Origin of the sequence: Zobellella endophytica (assembly GCF_003012775.1) — a bacterium.
In the GTDB taxonomy this organism is placed as follows: domain Bacteria; phylum Pseudomonadota; class Gammaproteobacteria; order Enterobacterales; family Aeromonadaceae; genus Oceanimonas; species Oceanimonas endophytica.
Map to the genome: position 1 here is coordinate 1 of NZ_PXYG01000013.1, position 18566 is coordinate 18566.

The following is an 18566-nucleotide window of genomic DNA, read 5'->3' on the forward strand; positions in this document are numbered from 1 at the left end:
CAAAGCTGACGCTGCCCTCGGTCTCGCCGGCGGCGATGGTGATGATCTCGCCGTTGCTCAGGGTCAGCCGCACATCGCTGGCCGGGGCCTGGTCCACCCGGGCGGTGACGGTGATCGCCGTCCCCTCCACCACCGACGCCGGCGCCTCGAGGCTGACGGTGGTGACATCGGCGTCGTCGGCCACGGTCACCGTGGTGGTCGTACTGCTGTCCAGCGCCTCGTAGTCGCCGCCCTCGGTGGCGGTGATGCTCAGGGCCAACACGCCGTCGCCCTGGGCATGGACGTCGTCGGCGCGGCTGGCAAAGCTGACGCTGCCCTCGGTCTCGCCGGCGGCGATGGTGATGATCTCGCCGTTGCTCAGGGTCAGCCGCACATCGCTGGCCGGGGCCTGGTCCACCCGGGCGGTGACGGTGATCGCCGTCCCCTCCACCACCGACGCCGGCGCCTCGAGGCTGACGGTGGTGACATCGGCGTCGTCGGCCACGGTCACCGTGGTGGTCGTACTGCTGTCCAGCGCCTCGTAGTCGCCGCCCTCGGTGGCGGTGATGCTCAGGGCCAACACGCCGTCGCCCTGGGCATGGACGTCGTCGGCGCGGCTGGCAAAGCTGACGCTGCCCTCGGTCTCGCCGGCGGCGATGGTGATGATCTCGCCGTTGCTCAGGGTCAGCCGCACATCGCTGGCCGGGGCCTGGTCCACCCGGGCGGTGACGGTGATCGCCGTCCCCTCCACCACCGACGCCGGCGCCTCGAGGCTGACGGTGGTGACATCGGCGTCGTCGGCCACGGTCACCGTGGTGGTCGTACTGCTGTCCAGCGCCTCGTAATCACCGCCTTCGACACCAGTGATACCCAGCACCAGTGACTCATTCCCCTGTGCATAGGCATCGTCGGCACGGCTTTCAAAACTGACACGGCCCTCGGCCTCACCGGCCGGAATAACAATCATCTGACCATTACTGAGGGTTATCTGCAGATCCGTCACCGGCGCCGTATCCAGCGTGGCAACAACAGTGATAAAAGCGCCTTCAGTGATGCTGCCGGGTGCCGCCAGCGAGATGGTACCGTTCAACGGTGTAATACCGAGAGTGTCATCTTCCCCGGCGGGCAAGGCATCTTCGGGTTGCTCTTCTGTGTCAACCACCAGCGGCGCAAAGTCGGTATCGAATCCCGTTTCGGCAATCACGCTCTCGCCGGTGCGGGAAACCACCACAAAGCCTCCGTTACCACTGCCCTCGCCGGTGGTGGCAACAGGCTGTTCAATGCCGGCGGCCGTTGCCTCGAAGGCCTGGGTCGGGTCATTCCCCTGCAAAATCGCGGCTTGCAGGGCGGCCACATCGTCACTGGCATTGCTGAGAATGGGCGGAATGGTACCGCCCGGCTGTAATTCCTGCCGGGGGATTTGCGTGGTGCTGTCACCGTCCAGCTGCAGGAGAAAATCATGAGCACTGACCACCAACTGTGCGCCTCCGTCGGTCATGACGATGGCTCCTGCAGGCAGTTCATCCCCCGGTTTAAGGGCAACCCGATCACCATTGGCACTCAGCATAAAGGCATTGCCGGTAAGGACGGACACAACAGCGGCTTGTTGGACTTGTTCCATGTCTATTTTCTCCCGTGACGGAATTATTTTTATTTATACGTTTTAAGCTTAAATAGTTTTAAACAATGTATCCTTTATAAAATATCGATAAGTAAATTAAGCTTCAGTTGAAAACCTTTCTATTTTTTAGAATGAACGCTCATGACAAGATATGAGGCAACTGGTCGAAGTATAGATAAAAAAATACCGGCTCAAGGCCGGTATTAATTATTTATAAAAGAAATGATTACAGTACGTTAATCGCGTTCAGCTCTTTGAACGCCTGCTCCAGGCGGGCAATCATGCTGTTCTGGCCTTCACGCAGCCAGACGCGCGGATCGTAATACTTCTTGTTGGGCTTGTCTTCGCCGTCGGGGTTGCCGATCTGACCCTGCAGGTAGCCTTCTTTCGCCTTGTAGTAGTCCATCACGCCCGCCCAGGTGGCCCACTGGGTGTCGGTGTCGATGTTCATCTTGATCACGCCGTAGCCGATGGATTCCTTGATCTCGTCGGCGGAAGAGCCGGAGCCGCCGTGGAACACGAAGTTCAGGGACTTGGCCGGCAGGCCGAATTTCTCGGACACGTACTTCTGGGAGTTGTCGAGGATCTTGGGGGTCAGCTTGACGTTGCCCGGCTTGTAGACTCCGTGCACGTTGCCGAAGGAGGCGGCGATGGTGAACTTGTCGCTGATGGCGCTCAGTTTCTCGTAGGCATAGGCCACGTCTTCCGGCTGGGTGTACAGCATGGAGCTGTCCATGCCGGTGTTGTCCACGCCGTCTTCCTCGCCGCCGGTGCAGCCCAGCTCGATTTCCAGGGTCATGCCGATCTTGCTCATGCGTGCCAGGTACTGGGCGCAGATCTCGATGTTCTCTTCCAGGCTCTCTTCGGACAGGTCGATCATGTGCGAGCTGAACAGCGGCTTGCCGGTTTCGGCGAAGTGCTGCTCACCGGCGTCGAGCAGGCCGTCGATCCAGGGCAGCAGCTTCTTGGCGGCGTGGTCGGTGTGCAGGATCACCGGTACCCCGTAGGCCTCGGCCACGGCGTGTACATGCTTGGCACCGGAGATGGCGCCGATGATGGCGGCCTGCTGGCCTTCCAGCTTCAGGCCCTTGCCGGCGAAGAAGGAAGCACCGCCGTTGGAGAACTGCACCACCACCGGGGCTTTCGCCTTGGCGGCCGCTTCCAGCACGGCATTGATGGAGTCGGTCCCCACCACGTTGACCGCCGGCAGGGCGAAGGCATTGGCCTTGGCGATGGCGAAGATCTTCTGCATGTCGTCGCCGCTGACCACACCCGGTTTTACTACATCAAAAATTTTCTGGGACATTCTCTTGCTCCTGTTGAGGCTCTTGTCAGCCGGTGTGACCCGGCCGATTCAAATAGATAAGGTTAACTCAGCCCTTGGCTCTCTGCTCGAGCATGGCCACCGCCGGCAGGGTCTTGCCTTCCACGAATTCGAGGAAGGCGCCGCCCCCGGTGGAGATATAGGAAATCTGATCCTTGATACCGAACAGGTCGATGGCCGCCAGGGTATCACCACCACCGGCGATGGAGAAGGCATCGCTCTCGGCGACGGCCCGGGCCACGATCTCGGTGCCGCGACGGAAGTTCTCGAACTCGAATACCCCTACCGGGCCATTCCAGATGATGGTCTTGGCGTTTTTCAGGATATCGGCCAGGCGCTGGGCGGACTCGTCACCCAAATCCAGGATTTCTTCGTTGTCGGTCACTTCCGATACCATCTTGACAGTGGCCGGGGCGGTTTCGGAGAACTCGGGCGCAGTGCGCACGTCGGTGGCCAGCGGGATATCGCAGCTTTCCATCAGGCGCTTGGCTTCCGGGATCAGGTCCGGCTCGTACAGGGACTTGCCCACGTTATGGCCGGCGGCGGCCACGAAAGTGTTGGAGATGCCACCGCCCACCACCAGCTGGTCGGCGATCTTGGACAGGGACTCGAGCACGGTCAGCTTGGTGGAGACCTTGGAGCCCCCCACCACCGCCACCATGGGCCGGGCCGGGTTGCCCAGCGCCTTGCCCAGGGCCTCCAGCTCGGCGGACAGCAGCGGGCCGGCACAGGCCACGGGCGCGAACCTGGCCACGCCGTGGGTGGAGGCTTGGGCCCGGTGGGCGGTGCCGAACGCATCCATCACGAAAACATCGCACAGGGCGGCGTACTGTTTGGACAGGGTCTCGTCGTCTTTCTTCTCGCCCTTGTTGAAGCGCACGTTTTCCAGCACCACCAGTTCGCCGGCGGCCAGGTCCACCCCGTTCAGGTAGTCCTTGGCCAGGCGCACGGGGGCGCTCAGCTTGGCGGCCAGGTAGTCGACCACCGGCTGCAGGGAGAACTCGTCGGCATATTCGCCCTCGGTGGGACGCCCCAGGTGGGAGGTGACCATCACCTTGGCGCCTTGAGCCAGCGCGGTTTCGATGGTGGGCAGCGAGGCCAGGATACGGGCGTCGGAGGTCACCTTGCCATCCTTGACCGGTACGTTCAGATCGGCGCGGATCAGTACCCGCTTGCCGGACAGGTCGAGTTCATTCATTTTAATGACAGACATAAAACGTCCTCTTTAAGTACTAGTGTTTTCTGGAAACGGTCTCGGTGGCCGCCAGCCAGGCCAGGCTGGTATCGAGCATGCGATTGGCAAAACCCCACTCATTATCGCACCACATCAGCATCTTGATCAGATTGGCGTCACTCACCCGGGTCTGGGTACCGTCGATGATGGAAGAATGGGGATCATGATTGAAATCGACCGACACCAGGGGGGCCTCGGTATAGCCGAGAATCCCCTTGAGCGGACCTTCGGCAGCCTGGCGCAATACCTGGTTGACGGCCTCGACGGTGGCCTTGTTCTCGACGATCACGCTGAGATCCATGGCGGTGACGTTGATGGTCGGCACCCGTACGGAAATGGCCTCAAATTTGCCGGCGAAATGGGGCAAGATGCGCTCTACTCCCTTGGCCAGCTTGGTGTCCACCGGGATGATGGACTGACTGGCAGCCCGGGTCCGGCGCAGATCCGAATGATAGGCATCGATCACCTGTTGGTCATTCATGGCTGAGTGAATGGTAGTAATATTACCACATTTTATATTAAAAACTCTGTGCAATGTCTCAATTACGGGCACCACGCAGTTGGTGGTGCAGGAAGCATTGGACACGATCACTTCCTGCCCGGTTAGTTGTTGGTGGTTTACACCATAGACGATGGTGGCATCCAGATCATTGTCGGCCGGGTGGGAAAACAACACCTTTTTCGCCCCCGCCGCCAGGTGCCGGCCGGCGTCGGCCCGGCTCGACAACACGCCGGTGCACTCCAGTACCAGGTCTACCCCCAGTTCGGCCCAGGGCAGCAGGGAAGGGTCCGGTGCGTGGCACAGGCGGATCAAATCGTCTTCTATTTCGAAAGCGCCCGGCAGCAGGCGCACTTCATGGCCAAAGCGGCCGTGGCTGGAGTCATAGCGGGTCAGGTGGGCCATGGCCTCGGGCTCGGCCAGCTCGTTGATGGCCACTATCTTCATATGCTGGTGCAGGTCACGTTCATAAAAAGCCCGTAATACACTGCGACCAATACGGCCATAGCCGTTGATGGCTAGTCGAATCATTACTCTCAAGTTCCTGCTGGGCTCAAAGGCAGCACCGGCGCTTTCGCCTCCGGTGCGAAATACCGCTCAAGTCTAACGGGGATTGAAAGCAAGGGGAATGGTCGGGGGAGACTTTGCCGGGGCAAAGCAATACATTGCCGCTTCTGCTTCTTGGAACCTGTTTGAGATCTGGTGTCCTCGGCCAAAGGGCATTGCTCCGCCGAAGATCGTCAACTGGCTCTTACACCACTTCCAACTCCGCCGAGAGCGGCCGGCTCGGCGTGGTATCACGCTGTTGCTGCAGCCAGTGCAGCAGTTGCATCGGGTAACAGTCATCCGCAGCGGCCAAACAGGGGGGCGGCGGCAAGGCATCGGGCTCCGGCGGATGGTCCATGATGTCGTCCTCGGGATGGGGTCCTGATCAGGCTATCCCCTCCCCTTGACGTTTTAATGACAGCAATCAGCGGGAAACGATGATCACGTCTTCTTCCTGGCATGTCTCGGTCGGCTCCGGTAGCTCCAGGTCCATCTGGTTGGCCTGGGCCTGGGCAATCTCTTCCTGCTCCAGATCGGGGAACACCTCTTCCATCGGCACATCTACGAACTCTTCGTTCCGCGGATCCAGTTCGACGATGACACCGGCGGTTTCCACCGGCGTCGGAATATAGTGCGCCTGATCGGCCACCGCCACCATCTTGGTACGCTGCCGCCAGAACCAGGCGTAGCCGCCCAGCAGAAAGGCCACCCCGGCACAGCCGTAATAGAGCCCCTGGGCACCCAGCCAGGTCATCATGCCGGAGCTGAACAGGGGGCCGAGCGAGCTGCCCAGGCCGTAGCTCAGCAGCAGGGTAGTGCTGGCGGCGACGATATGCTGGGCTTCCATCCGGTCATTGGTGATGGCCACCGCCACCGGATAGATGGAGGCGACCATGCCCATGTAGAGAGAAGAGAAACCGATCAGCAACCACAGGTGGTAATGGCCGGCAAACACCACCCCCAGGGCGCAGGCGGTAATCACCACATTGATCCAGATTATGATTTTGCTCCGGTCCAGCCGGTCACAGAGGCGGCCGAGCGGCCAGGCGAAGAGAATAAAGGTAAAGACCGACGCCGCCATGAAATAGGATAGCTGATCCACCGGCAAGCCCACCTGAATGGCATACACCGGTGCCATGGCATAGAAGCTGCTGATCAACACACCGCTGCACAGGGCCGCCAGCAGACCTACCGGCGCGTCGCGGATAATGGCTTTCACGCTGATGCGCTCGTTATGCTCTATGGTCGGCGCGTCCATCCGGGTCAGCGACAGGGGCACCAACGCCGCGGTCAGCACGATGGCCCCCAGGGTAAAGGGCACGAAGGCCGCCGGATCGGTAAAGCCGATCAGCAACTGACCGGCGGTGGCCGCCAGGTAGGCGCAGATCTGGTAGGCGAAGAACAGGGTGGCCCGGTTTTCATTGGTGGCCACGGCGCTGAACCAGCTTTCGATCACCACGAAACTGCCGGCCACCGCCACCCCGCTCAGGGCACGCAGCAAGGCCCAGATGACGATGCTGTCGGTGAGCGGAAAGATCAGGGTGGAGCTGGCCAGGAAGGCGCTGAACACCGCGAAGGCCCGGATATGCCCTACCCTTTTTATCACCCGCGGGCCATAGAGGGAACCGAGCACGAAGCCCACCGAATAGCACACCATGATGCTGCCGATCAGGGTCGGCTCCACCGCCTTGAGCCCCAGGTTGACCCCGAGCAGGGTCATCACGAAGGTATTGCCTCCCATCAGCAGGAAGACACTGAAAATCAACGAAGAAAGTGAGATGACCAGGCGTTTTATCATGGGCGGCCCGCTGTCGGTTTGGCTGGACGGAATTACCCGTTAGGGTGACAGGAAAGCCCCGTCGTTAACAGTCCCCACGCGGCTTTTTTATCCCGCCGGTGTCACGATTATTACGCATGGGCGCATGAGTAAAACTCATGGACAAAAAAATCCCCGGACCAGCCGGGGATGGTTGACCGTCGGGATGCTTATCCCTGGGCTTTCAGCTTGCGCCGGTAGGCGTGCAGCAGCGGCTCGGTGTAACCGCTGGGCTGAGTGCGGCCCTCGAATACCAGGGCACAGGCGGCCTGGAAGGCGATGCCGTCGAAGCCCGGCGCCATGTTACGGTACAACGGATCGCCGGCGTTCTGCTGGTCGACGATGGCGGCCATGCGCTGCATGGTTTCCATCACCTGCTCCTTGCTGCAGATGCCATGGCGCAGCCAGTTGGCGATGTGCTGGGCGGAGATGCGCAGGGTGGCACGGTCTTCCATCAGGCCCACGTCGTTGATGTCCGGCACCTTGGAGCAGCCCACGCCCTGATCGACCCAGCGCACCACGTAGCCGAGGATGCCCTGGGCGTTGTTGTCCAGTTCCTGCTGGATGTCTGACGCGCCCAGGCTGGATGCGTCGGTCAGCAGCGGTATGGTCAACAGGTCGTCCAGGCTGGCCGGAGCACGGCTCTTCAGCTCGTCCTGGCGCGCTTTCACGCTCACCTGGTGGTAATGGGTGGCATGCAGGGTGGCGGCGGTGGGCGACGGTACCCAGGCGGTGTTGGCACCGGCCAGGGGGTGCACGATCTTCTCCTTCAGCATGTCGGCCATGTTGTCGGGAATGGCCCACATGCCCTTGCCGATCTGCGCCTTGCCCTGCAGGCCGGCGGCCAGGCCGACGTCCACGTTGTTGTTTTCGTACGCCTGGATCCAGGCCTGCTGCTTCATGGCGCCCTTGCGCACCACGGGGCCGGCTTCCATGCTGGTATGGATTTCGTCGCCGGTGCGATCCAGGAAGCCGGTGTTGATGAACACCACCCGCTCCCGGGCCTCGTAGATGCAGGCCTTGAGGTTGGCACTGGTACGGCGCTCCTCGTCCATGATGCCGACTTTCAGGGTGTTTTTGGCCAGGCCCAGCACCTGTTCGACGCGACCGAACAGCTCGCAGGCGAAGGCCACTTCTTCCGGGCCGTGCATCTTGGGCTTGACGATATAGACGCTGCCGGTGCGGGAGTTCTTGAACTTGCCGTTGCCCTTGAGATCGTGGATGGCGATCAGGCAGGTCACCAGGCCGTCGATAATGCCTTCCGGCACCTCCTGGCCGTGCTGATCCAGCACCGCTTCGTTGGTCATCAGGTGACCCACGTTGCGCACGAACAGCAGGCTGCGGCCGTGCAGGCTGAAGCGCTCACCGTTGGGGGCCAGGTATTCCCGATCCGGGTTCAGGGTGCGGACAATTTCCTTGTCGCCCTTCTGCACCTTCTCGGTCAGGGTGCCCTGCATCAGGCCCAGCCAGTTGCGGTATACGCCGACCTTGTCTTCCGCGTCCACCGCGGCCACCGAGTCTTCGCAGTCCATGATGGTAGACAGGGCGGACTCCAGCAGCAGATCCTTGATACCGGCCTTGTCGTCCTGCCCCACCGGGCTGGCGCGATCGAACTGCAGTTCGATATGCAGGCCATTGTTACGCAGCAACACGGCCACCGGCTGGGCGGCATCACCGTTGTAGCCGGCGAACTTGTCCGCCTGGGCCAGGGTGGTGGTGTCGCCGCTGTCCAGGCTGATCTGCAACTGGCCGTCGACCACCCGATAGGCGGTGGCGTCCGCGTGGCTGCCGGCGGCCAGGGGGGCGGCCTGATCCAGCAGGTTGCGGCCCCAGGCCACGACTTTGGTTGCGCGGCGCGGGTTGAAGCTCTTGCCTTTTTCTGCGCCGTCGGTCTCGGGAATAGCATCGCTGCCATAGAGCGCATCATACAGGCTGCCCCAACGGGCGTTGGCGGCATTCAGCGCATAGCGGGCATTGTTGACCGGGACCACCAGCTGCGGACCGGCCAGGGTGGCCAGCTCGGCGTCCACGTTGGTCGTGGAGACGGTGAAGTCGTCAACAACCGGCAGTAAATAACCGATATCCACTAAAAACTGCTTGTAGGCCGCGGCGTCATGGGGGTGACCGGCGCGGGCCCGGTGCCAGTCGTCGATCTGGCGTTGCAGCTGTTCCCGTTTTTCCAACAGGGCGCGGTTTTTAGGGGCCAGATCCTTGACGATCTGCTCCATGCCGGCCCAGAAGTCGGCCGGCGCAACGCCGGTACCGGGGATGATTTCATTTACTACCAGATCATGAAGAACGGTAGCGACTTGTAAAGTGCCGAGGTGAATACGTTCCGTCATAGTTGCTTCTTCTAGTTGTCTGTTATGTGTAGACCGATTGTTGACCCTAATTGCTTGGGAGCGACAGTTTACCCTGTGAAGTGACAAACTGGCAAAGCACAATTGCAATATTTGGTCACAGAAACTTTACAAATTGTGCATAATCAATCGCTAATTCTGTGATACGGCAAGCAATTCATGGGGTTTCTCTGGTCTGCTCTGTGCATAAAAGCAGCATTATAGCCGCCTTCGCCGCCAAACGGGCCGACCGCCGCCAATAACACTCACTAAAGTAAATACTCTTCACCTACAATTGGGCATGAACGCATCACCGGCACAGAGCCCGGCCGCCTCCCGAACATCGTTTCTCACTGGGACATCTTATGGAAAAACAGGCAGTCAAACCGGTCAGGCCCGACTATCCCCTGCATCTGGACACCGGCCCGAACACCCGTCATTTCCCCTCTTCGTTCTGGAACATGCCCTTCCGCCTGCTGTTTTCCTACCTGTGCATCGCCTTCGCCTGGATTATCGGCTCCGATGCGCTCGCCAGCAAACTGATCGACATCTATGGTCCCCAGCTGGCCTGGCTGCACAGCGTCAAGGGCATCGGTTTCGTGCTGGTGACCGGCTTCGCGCTGTACGGACTGACCCGCTACCTGGTCAACCAGGCCTGGCAGGCCCATCTGCACCTGCATAATTCGGAACTGGCCTTTCGCAGCGCCTTTATCGACAATCCGACCGCCATGTGGGTCTATGAGCCGGAAGCAGGCATCATGCTCGAAGTGAACCAGGCTGCCTGCCTGCACTACGGCTACTCGCGTCACGAATTCCTGCACCAGAGCCCGTCCCGCCTGAGTTGCGGCGCGGCCCTGCGCTTTCAGAACGGCTACCAGACCCATTGCCATAAAAACGGCACCCTGATGGTGATGGATCTCACCCTCTATCCCATGCGTTATCAGCATACCCGAGCGCAGCTGATCCTGGCCCGGGACATGACCGAGCAGATCCAGGCAGAGCAGGCCCTGGCGAAAAGCGAGGCCCGCTTCAAGGAGCTGGTCAGCAAGGTACCCGAGGCCTTCTGGGTGTTCGATGTGACGCAACAGACCCATGAATACATCAGCCCGGCGTTTGAAACCATGCTGGAAATCAACCTGAGTCAGCTCAAGCAGGACGGCAGCCTGCCGCTGAGCCGGATCCATCCCGAAGATCTGCCCGAGGTGGAGCAAGCCCTGGCCGAGCCGCCGGCCACGGCCACCGAGCTGGAGTATCGCTGGTTTACCCGCCAGGGAGAGCAGCGCTGGCTGCAGCACCGTGCCTACCCGGTGGTGGAGCGGGGGGAAATGGTCAGGATGGTGGGGGTACTGAGCGACATCACCCATGAAAAACAGCAGCAGCAACGGCTGTTCGAGCTGGCCAACTTCGACAACCTGACCCGCCTGGCCAACCGCATCAACTGTCACGGCCAGCTGGCCGGTGCCTGCGCCCGGCAGGATCCATTCCATCTGCTGCTGGTCGGTCTCGACAGGTTCAAGCAGATCAACGACAACCTGGGCCACGACACCGGCGACGAACTGCTGCAACAGGTCGCCAGTCGGCTGGCATCCATGCAGGAAGAACACAGCTTCCTGGCCCGGCTGTCGGGCGACGAATTCGCCCTGCTCCTGTACCACCAGGAGTTGAGCATCCAGGATCGGGCCCATCGGCTCAGCCGGGCCCTGGCCCTGCCCTTCAGCCTCAGCCAGCACACCCTGTTCATTACCGCCAGCATGGGCATCGCCCACTACCCCGAGGACGGCGCCGATCCCGACACCCTGCTGCGCCACGGCGATCATGCCCTGGCCCAGGCCAAACGGCAGGGCCGCCACAGCATCTGTTTTTACCAGCACCCGCCGCAGGCCGGGCTTCCCATCAGCAAGGTCTCGCTGGAAAACGCCCTGCGCCTGGCCTGGCAAGACCGGGAGTTCGAGTTGTTCTATCAGCCCAAGATGTGCCTGCAATCCGGCCAACTGGTCGGCTTCGAGGCCCTGATGCGCTGGCGACTGGCAGGCATGGGGCCGGTGTCGCCGGCCATTTTCGTCCCCATCCTGGAAGATACCGGGCTGATCGTACCGGTCGGCTACTGGTTGATCGAACAGACCTGCGCCGACCTGCAGCAACTGGCCGAGGCGGGAGCCCCGCAAACCATTGCCGTCAATATCGCCGCCCGCCAGCTGGCCCAGGACGACTTCGCCGAGCAGGTGCTGGCCCGGTTACAGCAATACCGGCTGCCACCCCAGCGGCTGGCCCTGGAGCTGACCGAAAGCTCGCTGATGCAGGAGCCGACCCGGGCCGCCGGCATACTGCGCCGGCTGCGCCGGGCACAGATGTCCATCGCCATCGACGACTTCGGCACCGGCTATTCGAGCCTGAGCTACCTCAAACGCTTCCCGGTGGACACCCTCAAGATCGACCGCAGCTTTATCACCGAGATGGAGCAGGATCCGGATGATCGCAGCATCGTCGACGCCATCATCCGCATGGCCCACGGCCTGTCGATGACGGTGGTGGCGGAGGGCGTGGAAACCGCCGAGCAGGCAGCCCTGTTGCGCCAGCTCGACTGCGACCAGATCCAGGGCTACTGGTACGCCCGGCCCATGCCCCTGGCGCAGCTGACCACCTGGCTGGCGGAGAGGCAATAACGAAGAAGCCCGCACTGGGCGGGCTTCGGTTGGCTGCATGACGCTGGCTTATTTCATGGTCGGCATGGAGAACTCGGCGCTCTGCTGGGGCTCGGACGGCCAGCGGCTGGTCACCGTCTTCATTCGGGTGTAAAAGCGCACACCATCGGGGCCGTGCACGTTGAGCGGACCGAAGACGGAACGCTTCCAGCCGCCGAAGGAGTGGAACGCCATCGGCACCGGGATCGGCACGTTGACGCCGACCATGCCCGCCAGCACGTCATGGCTGAACTGGCGGCCGGCATGGCCGTCGCGGGTGAAGATGGCGGTGCCGTTGCCGTATTCGTGGTTGTTCACCAGCTCCAGGGCCGAAGCGTAATCGGGCACCCGCACCACCGCCAGCACCGGGCCGAAGATTTCCTCCCGGTAGATGGTCATCTCCGGGGTCACCTTGTCGAACAGGGTGCCACCGACGAAGTAGCCGGCTTCATGGCCCGGCACCCTGAGGCCACGGCCGTCCACCACCAGCTCGGCGCCTTCCTGCTCGCCCTGGTCGATATAACCCACCACCTTGTCGCGATGCACCGCGGACACCAGCGGGCCCATGTCGTTTTCCTGGCCCTCGACCACACCGGGGCCGACGCGCAGGGCTTCCACCTGGGGCTTGAGCCGGGCGATCAGCTGGTCGGCCACCTCGTCACCCACCGCCACCGCCACGGAAATCGCCATGCAGCGCTCGCCGGCGGCACCGAAGGCCGCGCCCATCAGGGCGTTGGCGGCCAGGTCCAGATCGGCGTCGGGCATGATCACCGCGTGGTTCTTGGCGCCGCCCAGGGCCTGGCAGCGTTTGCCATGGGCGCTGGCGGTGCTGTAGATGTACTCGGCGATGGGGGTGGAGCCGACGAAGCTCACCGCCTGGATGCGGTGGTCGGTCAGCAGCACGTCCACCGCTTCCTTGTCGCCGTGCACCACATTGAACACGCCGTCGGGCAGGCCGGCTTGCTTCAGCAGCTCGGCCAGGCGCACGCTGGTAGAGGGATCCTTCTCGGACGGCTTCATCACGAAGGTATTGCCGCTGGCAATGGCCACCGGGAACATCCACATGGGCACCATGGCCGGGAAGTTGAAGGGTGAAATACCGGCACAGACCCCGAGCGGCTGCATCAGCGAGTTGCTGTCCACCCCGGTGCCCACGTTGAGCGAGTGCTCGCCCTTGAGCAGGTGGGGAATGCCGCAGGCGAACTCCACCACTTCCAGGCCGCGGGTCAATTCGCCCACCGCGTCGGAATAAACCTTGCCGTGTTCGTTGGAGATCAGGCGCGCCAGCTCGTCCATGTTTTCTTCGAGCAGCGCCTTGAACTTGAACAGAATACGGGCACGGCGCAGCGGGCTGGTGCCGGCCCAGCGCGGGAAGGCCTTCTGGGCGGCGGCAATGGCGGAACGCACTTCGTCCGCCGAGCTCAGCACCACTTCGCGGCTCTGCTCGCCGGTGGCCGGGTTGTAAACGGGCGCGGTACGACCGCTGTGGCTTTCGGTGATCTCACCGCCGATAAAGTTCAGTACTTGTTCCATGCTAGGTTTCTCCGTTACAGCAAGCCGGCGTTCCGAGCGAACGCATGTAAGTTGTTATGGCCCAGGGTGGCGTAGGTCAGGGGGTGGGCGACGGACGGATCCTGCTCGGCCTCCACCACCAGCCAGCCCTGGTAGTCGTTGTCTTTCAGCACCTTGAACACCGCCGGATAGTCGACGCAACCGTCGCCGGGCACGGTGAAGGCGCCGTCCAGCACCGCATTGAGGAAGCTGGAGTTGCGGTTGCGCGCTTCCTTCAGGATGTTGGCGCGGATGTCCTTGCAGTGCACGTGGTTGATGCGCCTGGCCCAACGCTTGGCCACCTCGACCGGGTTGCCGCCGGCGTAGGTCATGTGGCCGGTATCGAGCAGCAGCCCCACTTCGGGGCCGGTGTGCTGCATCAGGGCATCCACCTCGGCCTCGGTTTCGATCACCGTGCCCATATGGTGGTGGTAGGCCACCTGTATGCCCTGACTTTGGGTGTAGCGGGCAAACTCGGTCAGCTTGGCGCCATACTCTTCCCACCGCTCGGCGGGGAAGTGCGGGCGCTCGGTGACCGGCTTGCCCTGGTCGCCGTGGATGCAGCCGGTGACTTCGCAGAACACCATCACCTTGCAGCCCATGGCCTTGAGCAACTGGAGGTGCTCCTGCACCGCCTCGATTTCGTCTGCCACCGAGCGCTCCAGCAGGTAGCCGGAATACCAGCCGGAGACCAGCTCCAGTTGGTGGCGATGCAGGATGGGCTTGAGCAGCTCCGGATCCCGGGGAAATTTGTGGCCCAGCTCGAAGCCGGCGAAACCGGCCTGCCTGCCTTCGGTCAGGCAGGTGGCGAGCGGGGTGTCGCCGCCCAGGCTCGGCAGATCGTCGTTGGTCCAGGTCAGGGGGTTGATGCCCAGTTTTACGCTCATGGTGTTCTCCAAAATTCGGTTCTCCCTGAAGCCAGATGTTTGACTGCTCCAGGTAACGGATAAAACTTGTGCCCCAGTGCCGGTCGGCCAAAGGGCCGACTCCGCCGACACGCTTCGGGACGTGACACTCGCTGTTTCAGCCTGCTGCGAACATTCACTGGATGTTCGGTCAGGCTGAAACTGCTCGTCACGGCGAGACAGGCTCGCCCCCTGTACGCTCGCACATGCCATCCCTGGCATGTGACGGTCGGCGGAGCCGCTCCCTTTGTCCTCCCCCAGGCAACGTCGTTGCCTGTCGGGTGCCGTCGTTTACAAATTCTGCAGCTGGCGGGCCTTGTAGGCCTCGTAGCGGGCGCGGGCCTCCTGCACCTGGCTGCGGGGCGACACTTCCGGCACCGCCACATCCCACCAGGAACCGCCTTCTTCGGTCACCACCAGGGCGTCAGTGTCCAGGGTCACCACATAGGTGATGTCCGAGGCCTTGGCCCGCTCCAGCGCCGCTTCCAGCTCCTTGATGTTGCCCACCTTCTCGCCCCTGGCACCCAGCGCGATGGCGTGGGCGGCAAAGTCGGTCTTGGGCGCGCCGCCTTCCACCGTCAGGCAGTCGTCCAGCATGTTGTTGAAGCCGGGGCCGCCGCAGAACTGCTGCAGCCGGTGGATACAGCCGTAGCCGCGGTTGTCGAGCACCACCAGGATCATCTTCTGGCCCAGCATCACCGAGGTGGCGATCTCCGAGTTCAGCATCAGGTAGGAGCCGTCCCCCACCATCACGAACACCTCGGACTCGGGTTTGGCCATCTTGACCCCCAGGCCGCCGGCGATTTCGTAGCCCATGCAGGAGTAGCCGTACTCCATGTGGTAGCCCTTGTCGTAACGGGTACGCCACAGTTTCTGCAGTTCGCCGGGCAGGCCACCGGCGGCACAGACCACGATGTCCTGCTCCCCGGCGGCGCGGTTGACCGCCCCCACCACTTCCGCGTCGGTGGGAAGTTCGGTGCCGCGATCCGTGGTGGCCACGTCCTGGGCGTGCAGCCAGCGGGCACGCAGCTCGGCGGCCTTTTCCACCCAACTGCCCTCGGGCTGCCAGCCCTCGAGCCCGGCGACAAGCTTGGGCAGGGTCAGTTTGGCATCGCCCACCAGGGGCTGCGCCTTGTGCTTGTAGGCATCGAAGGAGCCGACGTTGATGGAAATGATGCGCGCATCCGGGTGATACATGGCGCGGGAGCCGGTGGCGAAGTCGCCGAGCCGGGTGCCCACCGCCAGGATCAGGTCGCAGTCGGCGGACAGGGCATTGGTCGAGGCCGCACCGGTCACGCCGATGGAGCCCATGTTCTGGGCATGATCCCAGGGCAGGGCGCCCTTGCCGGCCTGGGTCTCGCCCACCGGCAGCTGGTACTGGCTCACCAGTTGGTCCAGCTCCTGGAGCGCGCCCGAGTAGTGCACCCCGCCCCCGGCGATCACCAGCGGCTTTTTGGCGGCCTTGATGAGTTCGATCGCTTCGGCCAGCTCCACCTCGTCCGGGGCCTGGCGGCGCAGCCGGTGCACCTTCTCCTCGAACAGGTGTGTCGGGTAGTCGTAGGCCATGGTCTGCACGTCCTGGGGCAGCGCCAGGGTCACCGGGCCGCACTCCACCGGGTCGGTCAGCACCCGCATCGCCTGGGGCAGTGAGGTCAGCAACTGTTCGGGGCGGGTGATGCGGTCGAAGAAACGGCTCACCGGCTTGAAGCAGTCGTTGGAGGTGATGGTGTGATCGCTGAACACCTCCACCTGCTGCAGCACCGGATCCGGCTGGCGGGTGGCGAAGGTGTCACCCGGCAGCAGCAGCACCGGCAGGCGGTTGACGTGGGCCACGGCGGCGGCGGTCACCATGTTGGTGGAGCCGGGGCCGGCGGAGGCGGTACAGGCCATCATCCGCCGGCGGTTGTGAGTCTTGGCGAAGGCGATGGCGGCGTGGGCCATGCCCTGCTCGTTGTGCGCCCGGTAGGTGGGCAGCACATCGCGAGCCTGGTACAGCGCCTCGCCCACCCCGGCCACGTTGCCGTGACCGAAGATGGCGAAGACCCCGTCGAACAGGGGCAGGATTGCCCCGTCGATCTCCACTTTCTGCGCCGTCATGAACTTCACCAGGGCCTGGGCCATGGTCAGACGAAGGGTGTGGGACATCTTCATTCTCCTTGATGACGCTGACGCCAGACGGCGATCAGGTGATGGTAATTGCGTTTGATGGCTTCAATCAGTCCCTGGTCGTCGAGCCGGCCGGCCAGCCAGTCGCGGCTGGGCGTGCCGAAGATGGTGCGGCCGATGGCGAAACCCTTGACCAGCGCCTTGCCGGCGGCGGCGTTGAAGCCGGCCTGCAGCTCGGCCTCCGGCGCGTCCAGGCCCAGGATCACCACCCCGTGGCAGTGCGGGTCGCGTTCGGTGACCACGGCGGTGACCTCGTCCCAGCCGTGGCTGGACAGGGGCGGCAGCTTCCACCAGTCAGGCTTGACCCCCAGGTTGTAAAAGCGCTTGAGGGCACGCACGTAGAGCTCGTCGGTCTTGGGCATGTCCACCGGCAGTATCACTTCCAGCAACAGCTCGTGGCCGCTCTTGCAGCAGGCCTGGTAGACCTCGGTGATCAACCGCTCCTGCTCCAGGCGCAGCTCTACCTGATCCTCCGGGTGGTAGAACACCAGGCACTTGACGATGTGCTCCAGCGGCCAGTCGATCAGCTGGCTGCCGATGTTGCCGTGTTCCAGGCGCAGCGGGCGCGAGCTCGGCAGCTCCAGGGGGCGGCCTATCCACCAGCCCTGGCCGGTAATCTCGTTCAGCACCGGCTGGCCGAAGGTGGTGTCGGCCAGTATGCCGGCCCGGCCCTTGAGCCCGGCCTCTTCCGCCACCTGGCGGCCGGCCTTCAGGATCAGCTTTTTCAGCCGGGGGATCTCGCCGATATCCGCCCCCGCCTCGATGGCCATGTCCACGAACTGGCGGCGGTGATCGAAGGCCAGGATGCACAGATCGTCCCATTCCCGATCCCGGGTGGTCACCCGGTGCAGGTGGTTGAGGCGCGCATCCAGATCCGGGCGCGGCACCGACTCGGCACGGGACAGGTAGTCGTCCAGCTCTTCCTTGCTCGGCATGGCCGGGGCGCAGCCGTGGCGGGACACCACCAGGGCGCCGCAGGCGTTGGCGTAACGGCAGGCCTGCTCCCAGCCCTCGCCGTTGAGGTAGCCACGCAGCAGGCCGGACATGAAGGCGTCACCCGCGCCCAGCACGTTGAGCACCTCCACCTTGACCCCATACACGGTCAGCCCCTGGTCCAGGGTGGCGGGAATGGCCCCCTCGAACACCGAGCAGCCGAGCGGGCCGCGCTTGCACACCAGGGCCGCGCCGCTCACCTCGCGCACCGCCTGCAGGGCGGTCACGGTATCGGTGCTGCCGCCGGCGATATGGAATTCCTCCTCGGTGCCGACGATGACGTCGAACAGATCCAGCATCTGCTGCAGCTGTTCGGTAACGGCGGCGGACGGGATAAAGCGAGTCTCGCCGTCACCGCGGCTGGTCAGGCCCCAGAGCACCGGGCGATAGTCGATATCCAGCGCGGTTTTCACCCCGTGCTTGCGGGCGAGTTCCAGCGCCTTCACCACGGCGGCACGGGTGTCCGGGTGCGACAGGTGGGTGCCGGTGATGGCCAGGCACCTGGCGGAGGCGATGAACTCCTCGTCGATGTCTTCCGCCCGGATGCCCATGTCGGCGCAGTTCTCCCGGAAGAAGATCAGCGGAAAGGTATCCTCGTCCTTGATGCCGAGCACCACCAGGCCAGTGAGCCTGTCCTGGTCGGTCTTCAGGTGGCTGACGTCCACCCCCAGCCGGTCCAGCTCCTCGCGCAGGAAGCGGCCCATATGGTCGTCGCCGACCCGGGACAGCATGGCGGATTTCAGGCCCTGACGGGCGGTGCCGTAGGCCACGTTACCGCTGGAGCCCCCCAGGTATTTGGCGAAACTGCCCATGTCTTCCAGGCGGGCGCCGATTTGCTGGCCGTACAGGTCGACGGCAACCCGCCCAAGGCAAATCACATCCAGGTGCTTTCGTGCTGACATTCTTAATCTC

Annotated in this window: 12 protein-coding genes; 1 reads left to right on the forward strand and 11 read right to left on the reverse strand. The window is 63.1% G+C overall.

The window, feature by feature from the left end; all coding sequences use genetic code 11:
• From C7H85_RS18745 to C7H85_RS18770, 7 genes are all read right to left on the reverse strand, one after another.
• Positions 1-1600 (reverse strand): retention module-containing protein (locus C7H85_RS18745; protein ID WP_146140486.1); only part of this gene is annotated, 1600 nt, incomplete at its 3' end.
• A gap of 226 nt (positions 1601-1826) precedes the next feature.
• A complete protein-coding gene (gene fbaA / locus C7H85_RS18750) occupies positions 1827-2906 on the reverse strand; it encodes a class II fructose-bisphosphate aldolase (protein WP_106731238.1) in 1080 nt (359 codons plus the stop codon).
• 67 nt (positions 2907-2973) lie between these two features.
• On the reverse strand, positions 2974-4137 hold the full coding sequence (pgk, locus tag C7H85_RS18755; protein WP_106731239.1) for a phosphoglycerate kinase: 1164 nt from the start codon (positions 4135-4137) through the stop codon (positions 2974-2976).
• A gap of 19 nt (positions 4138-4156) precedes the next feature.
• On the reverse strand, positions 4157-5188 hold the full coding sequence (gene epd, locus C7H85_RS18760; RefSeq protein WP_106731240.1) for an erythrose-4-phosphate dehydrogenase: 1032 nt from the start codon (positions 5186-5188) through the stop codon (positions 4157-4159).
• A 220-nt stretch (positions 5189-5408) separates the two neighbouring features.
• Positions 5409-5561, reverse strand: coding sequence for a hypothetical protein (locus C7H85_RS19760; RefSeq protein ID WP_158260122.1), 153 nt, complete (start codon positions 5559-5561; stop codon positions 5409-5411).
• A 66-nt stretch (positions 5562-5627) separates the two neighbouring features.
• Positions 5628-7001 (reverse strand): MFS transporter, encoded by a 1374-nt coding sequence (locus C7H85_RS18765; RefSeq protein ID WP_106731241.1) that lies wholly within the window; start codon positions 6999-7001, stop codon positions 5628-5630.
• Positions 7002-7189: 188 nt separating this feature from the next.
• Positions 7190-9361, reverse strand: coding sequence for a malate synthase G (locus C7H85_RS18770; protein WP_106731242.1), 2172 nt, complete (start codon positions 9359-9361; stop codon positions 7190-7192).
• Between the two features lie 362 nt (positions 9362-9723).
• Between C7H85_RS18770 and C7H85_RS18775 the strand changes: the two genes are divergently transcribed.
• Positions 9724-12021 carry a sensor domain-containing phosphodiesterase gene (locus tag C7H85_RS18775; RefSeq protein ID WP_106731243.1) on the forward strand — a complete coding sequence of 766 codons (2298 nt, stop codon included), beginning with the start codon at positions 9724-9726 and terminating at the stop codon, positions 12019-12021.
• Between the two features lie 48 nt (positions 12022-12069).
• Here the strand turns inward: C7H85_RS18775 and C7H85_RS18780 are convergent, their stop codons facing one another.
• The 4 genes from C7H85_RS18780 to C7H85_RS18795 all read right to left on the reverse strand — a co-directional run bounded on the left by C7H85_RS18780 (position 12070) and on the right by C7H85_RS18795 (position 18556).
• Positions 12070-13572 (reverse strand): CoA-acylating methylmalonate-semialdehyde dehydrogenase, encoded by a 1503-nt coding sequence (locus C7H85_RS18780; protein WP_106731244.1) that lies wholly within the window; start codon positions 13570-13572, stop codon positions 12070-12072.
• 14 nt (positions 13573-13586) lie between these two features.
• Positions 13587-14477 carry a myo-inosose-2 dehydratase gene (iolE, locus tag C7H85_RS18785; protein ID WP_106731291.1) on the reverse strand — a complete coding sequence of 297 codons (891 nt, stop codon included), beginning with the start codon at positions 14475-14477 and terminating at the stop codon, positions 13587-13589.
• 309 nt (positions 14478-14786) lie between these two features.
• Entirely contained in the window at positions 14787-16640 is a 1854-nt protein-coding gene (iolD, locus tag C7H85_RS18790) for a 3D-(3,5/4)-trihydroxycyclohexane-1,2-dione acylhydrolase (decyclizing) (protein ID WP_210433704.1), read from the reverse strand.
• 2 nt (positions 16641-16642) lie between these two features.
• Entirely contained in the window at positions 16643-18556 is a 1914-nt protein-coding gene (locus tag C7H85_RS18795; RefSeq protein WP_106731246.1) for a bifunctional 5-dehydro-2-deoxygluconokinase/5-dehydro-2-deoxyphosphogluconate aldolase, read from the reverse strand.
• Between the last annotated feature and the right edge of the window lie 10 nt (positions 18557-18566).

What these genes read in the sequence shown, in the direction of transcription:
- fbaA (WP_106731238.1), bottom strand. Translation starts at nt 2,906, where the DNA reads ATGTCCCAGAAAATTTTTGATGTAGTAAAACCGGGTGTGGTCAGCGGC.
- pgk (WP_106731239.1), bottom strand. Translation starts at nt 4,137, where the DNA reads ATGTCTGTCATTAAAATGAATGAACTCGACCTGTCCGGCAAGCGGGTA.
- epd (WP_106731240.1), bottom strand. Translation starts at nt 5,188, where the DNA reads ATGATTCGACTAGCCATCAACGGCTATGGCCGTATTGGTCGCAGTGTA.
- C7H85_RS19760 (WP_158260122.1), bottom strand. Translation starts at nt 5,561, where the DNA reads ATGGACCATCCGCCGGAGCCCGATGCCTTGCCGCCGCCCCCCTGTTTG.
- C7H85_RS18765 (WP_106731241.1), bottom strand. Translation starts at nt 7,001, where the DNA reads ATGATAAAACGCCTGGTCATCTCACTTTCTTCGTTGATTTTCAGTGTC.
- C7H85_RS18770 (WP_106731242.1), bottom strand. Translation starts at nt 9,361, where the DNA reads ATGACGGAACGTATTCACCTCGGCACTTTACAAGTCGCTACCGTTCTT.
- C7H85_RS18775 (WP_106731243.1), top strand. Translation starts at nt 9,724, where the DNA reads ATGGAAAAACAGGCAGTCAAACCGGTCAGGCCCGACTATCCCCTGCAT.
- C7H85_RS18780 (WP_106731244.1), bottom strand. Translation starts at nt 13,572, where the DNA reads ATGGAACAAGTACTGAACTTTATCGGCGGTGAGATCACCGAAAGCCAC.
- iolE (WP_106731291.1), bottom strand. Translation starts at nt 14,477, where the DNA reads ATGAGCGTAAAACTGGGCATCAACCCCCTGACCTGGACCAACGACGAT.
- iolD (WP_210433704.1), bottom strand. Translation starts at nt 16,640, where the DNA reads ATGTCCCACACCCTTCGTCTGACCATGGCCCAGGCCCTGGTGAAGTTC.
- C7H85_RS18795 (WP_106731246.1), bottom strand. Translation starts at nt 18,556, where the DNA reads ATGTCAGCACGAAAGCACCTGGATGTGATTTGCCTTGGGCGGGTTGCC.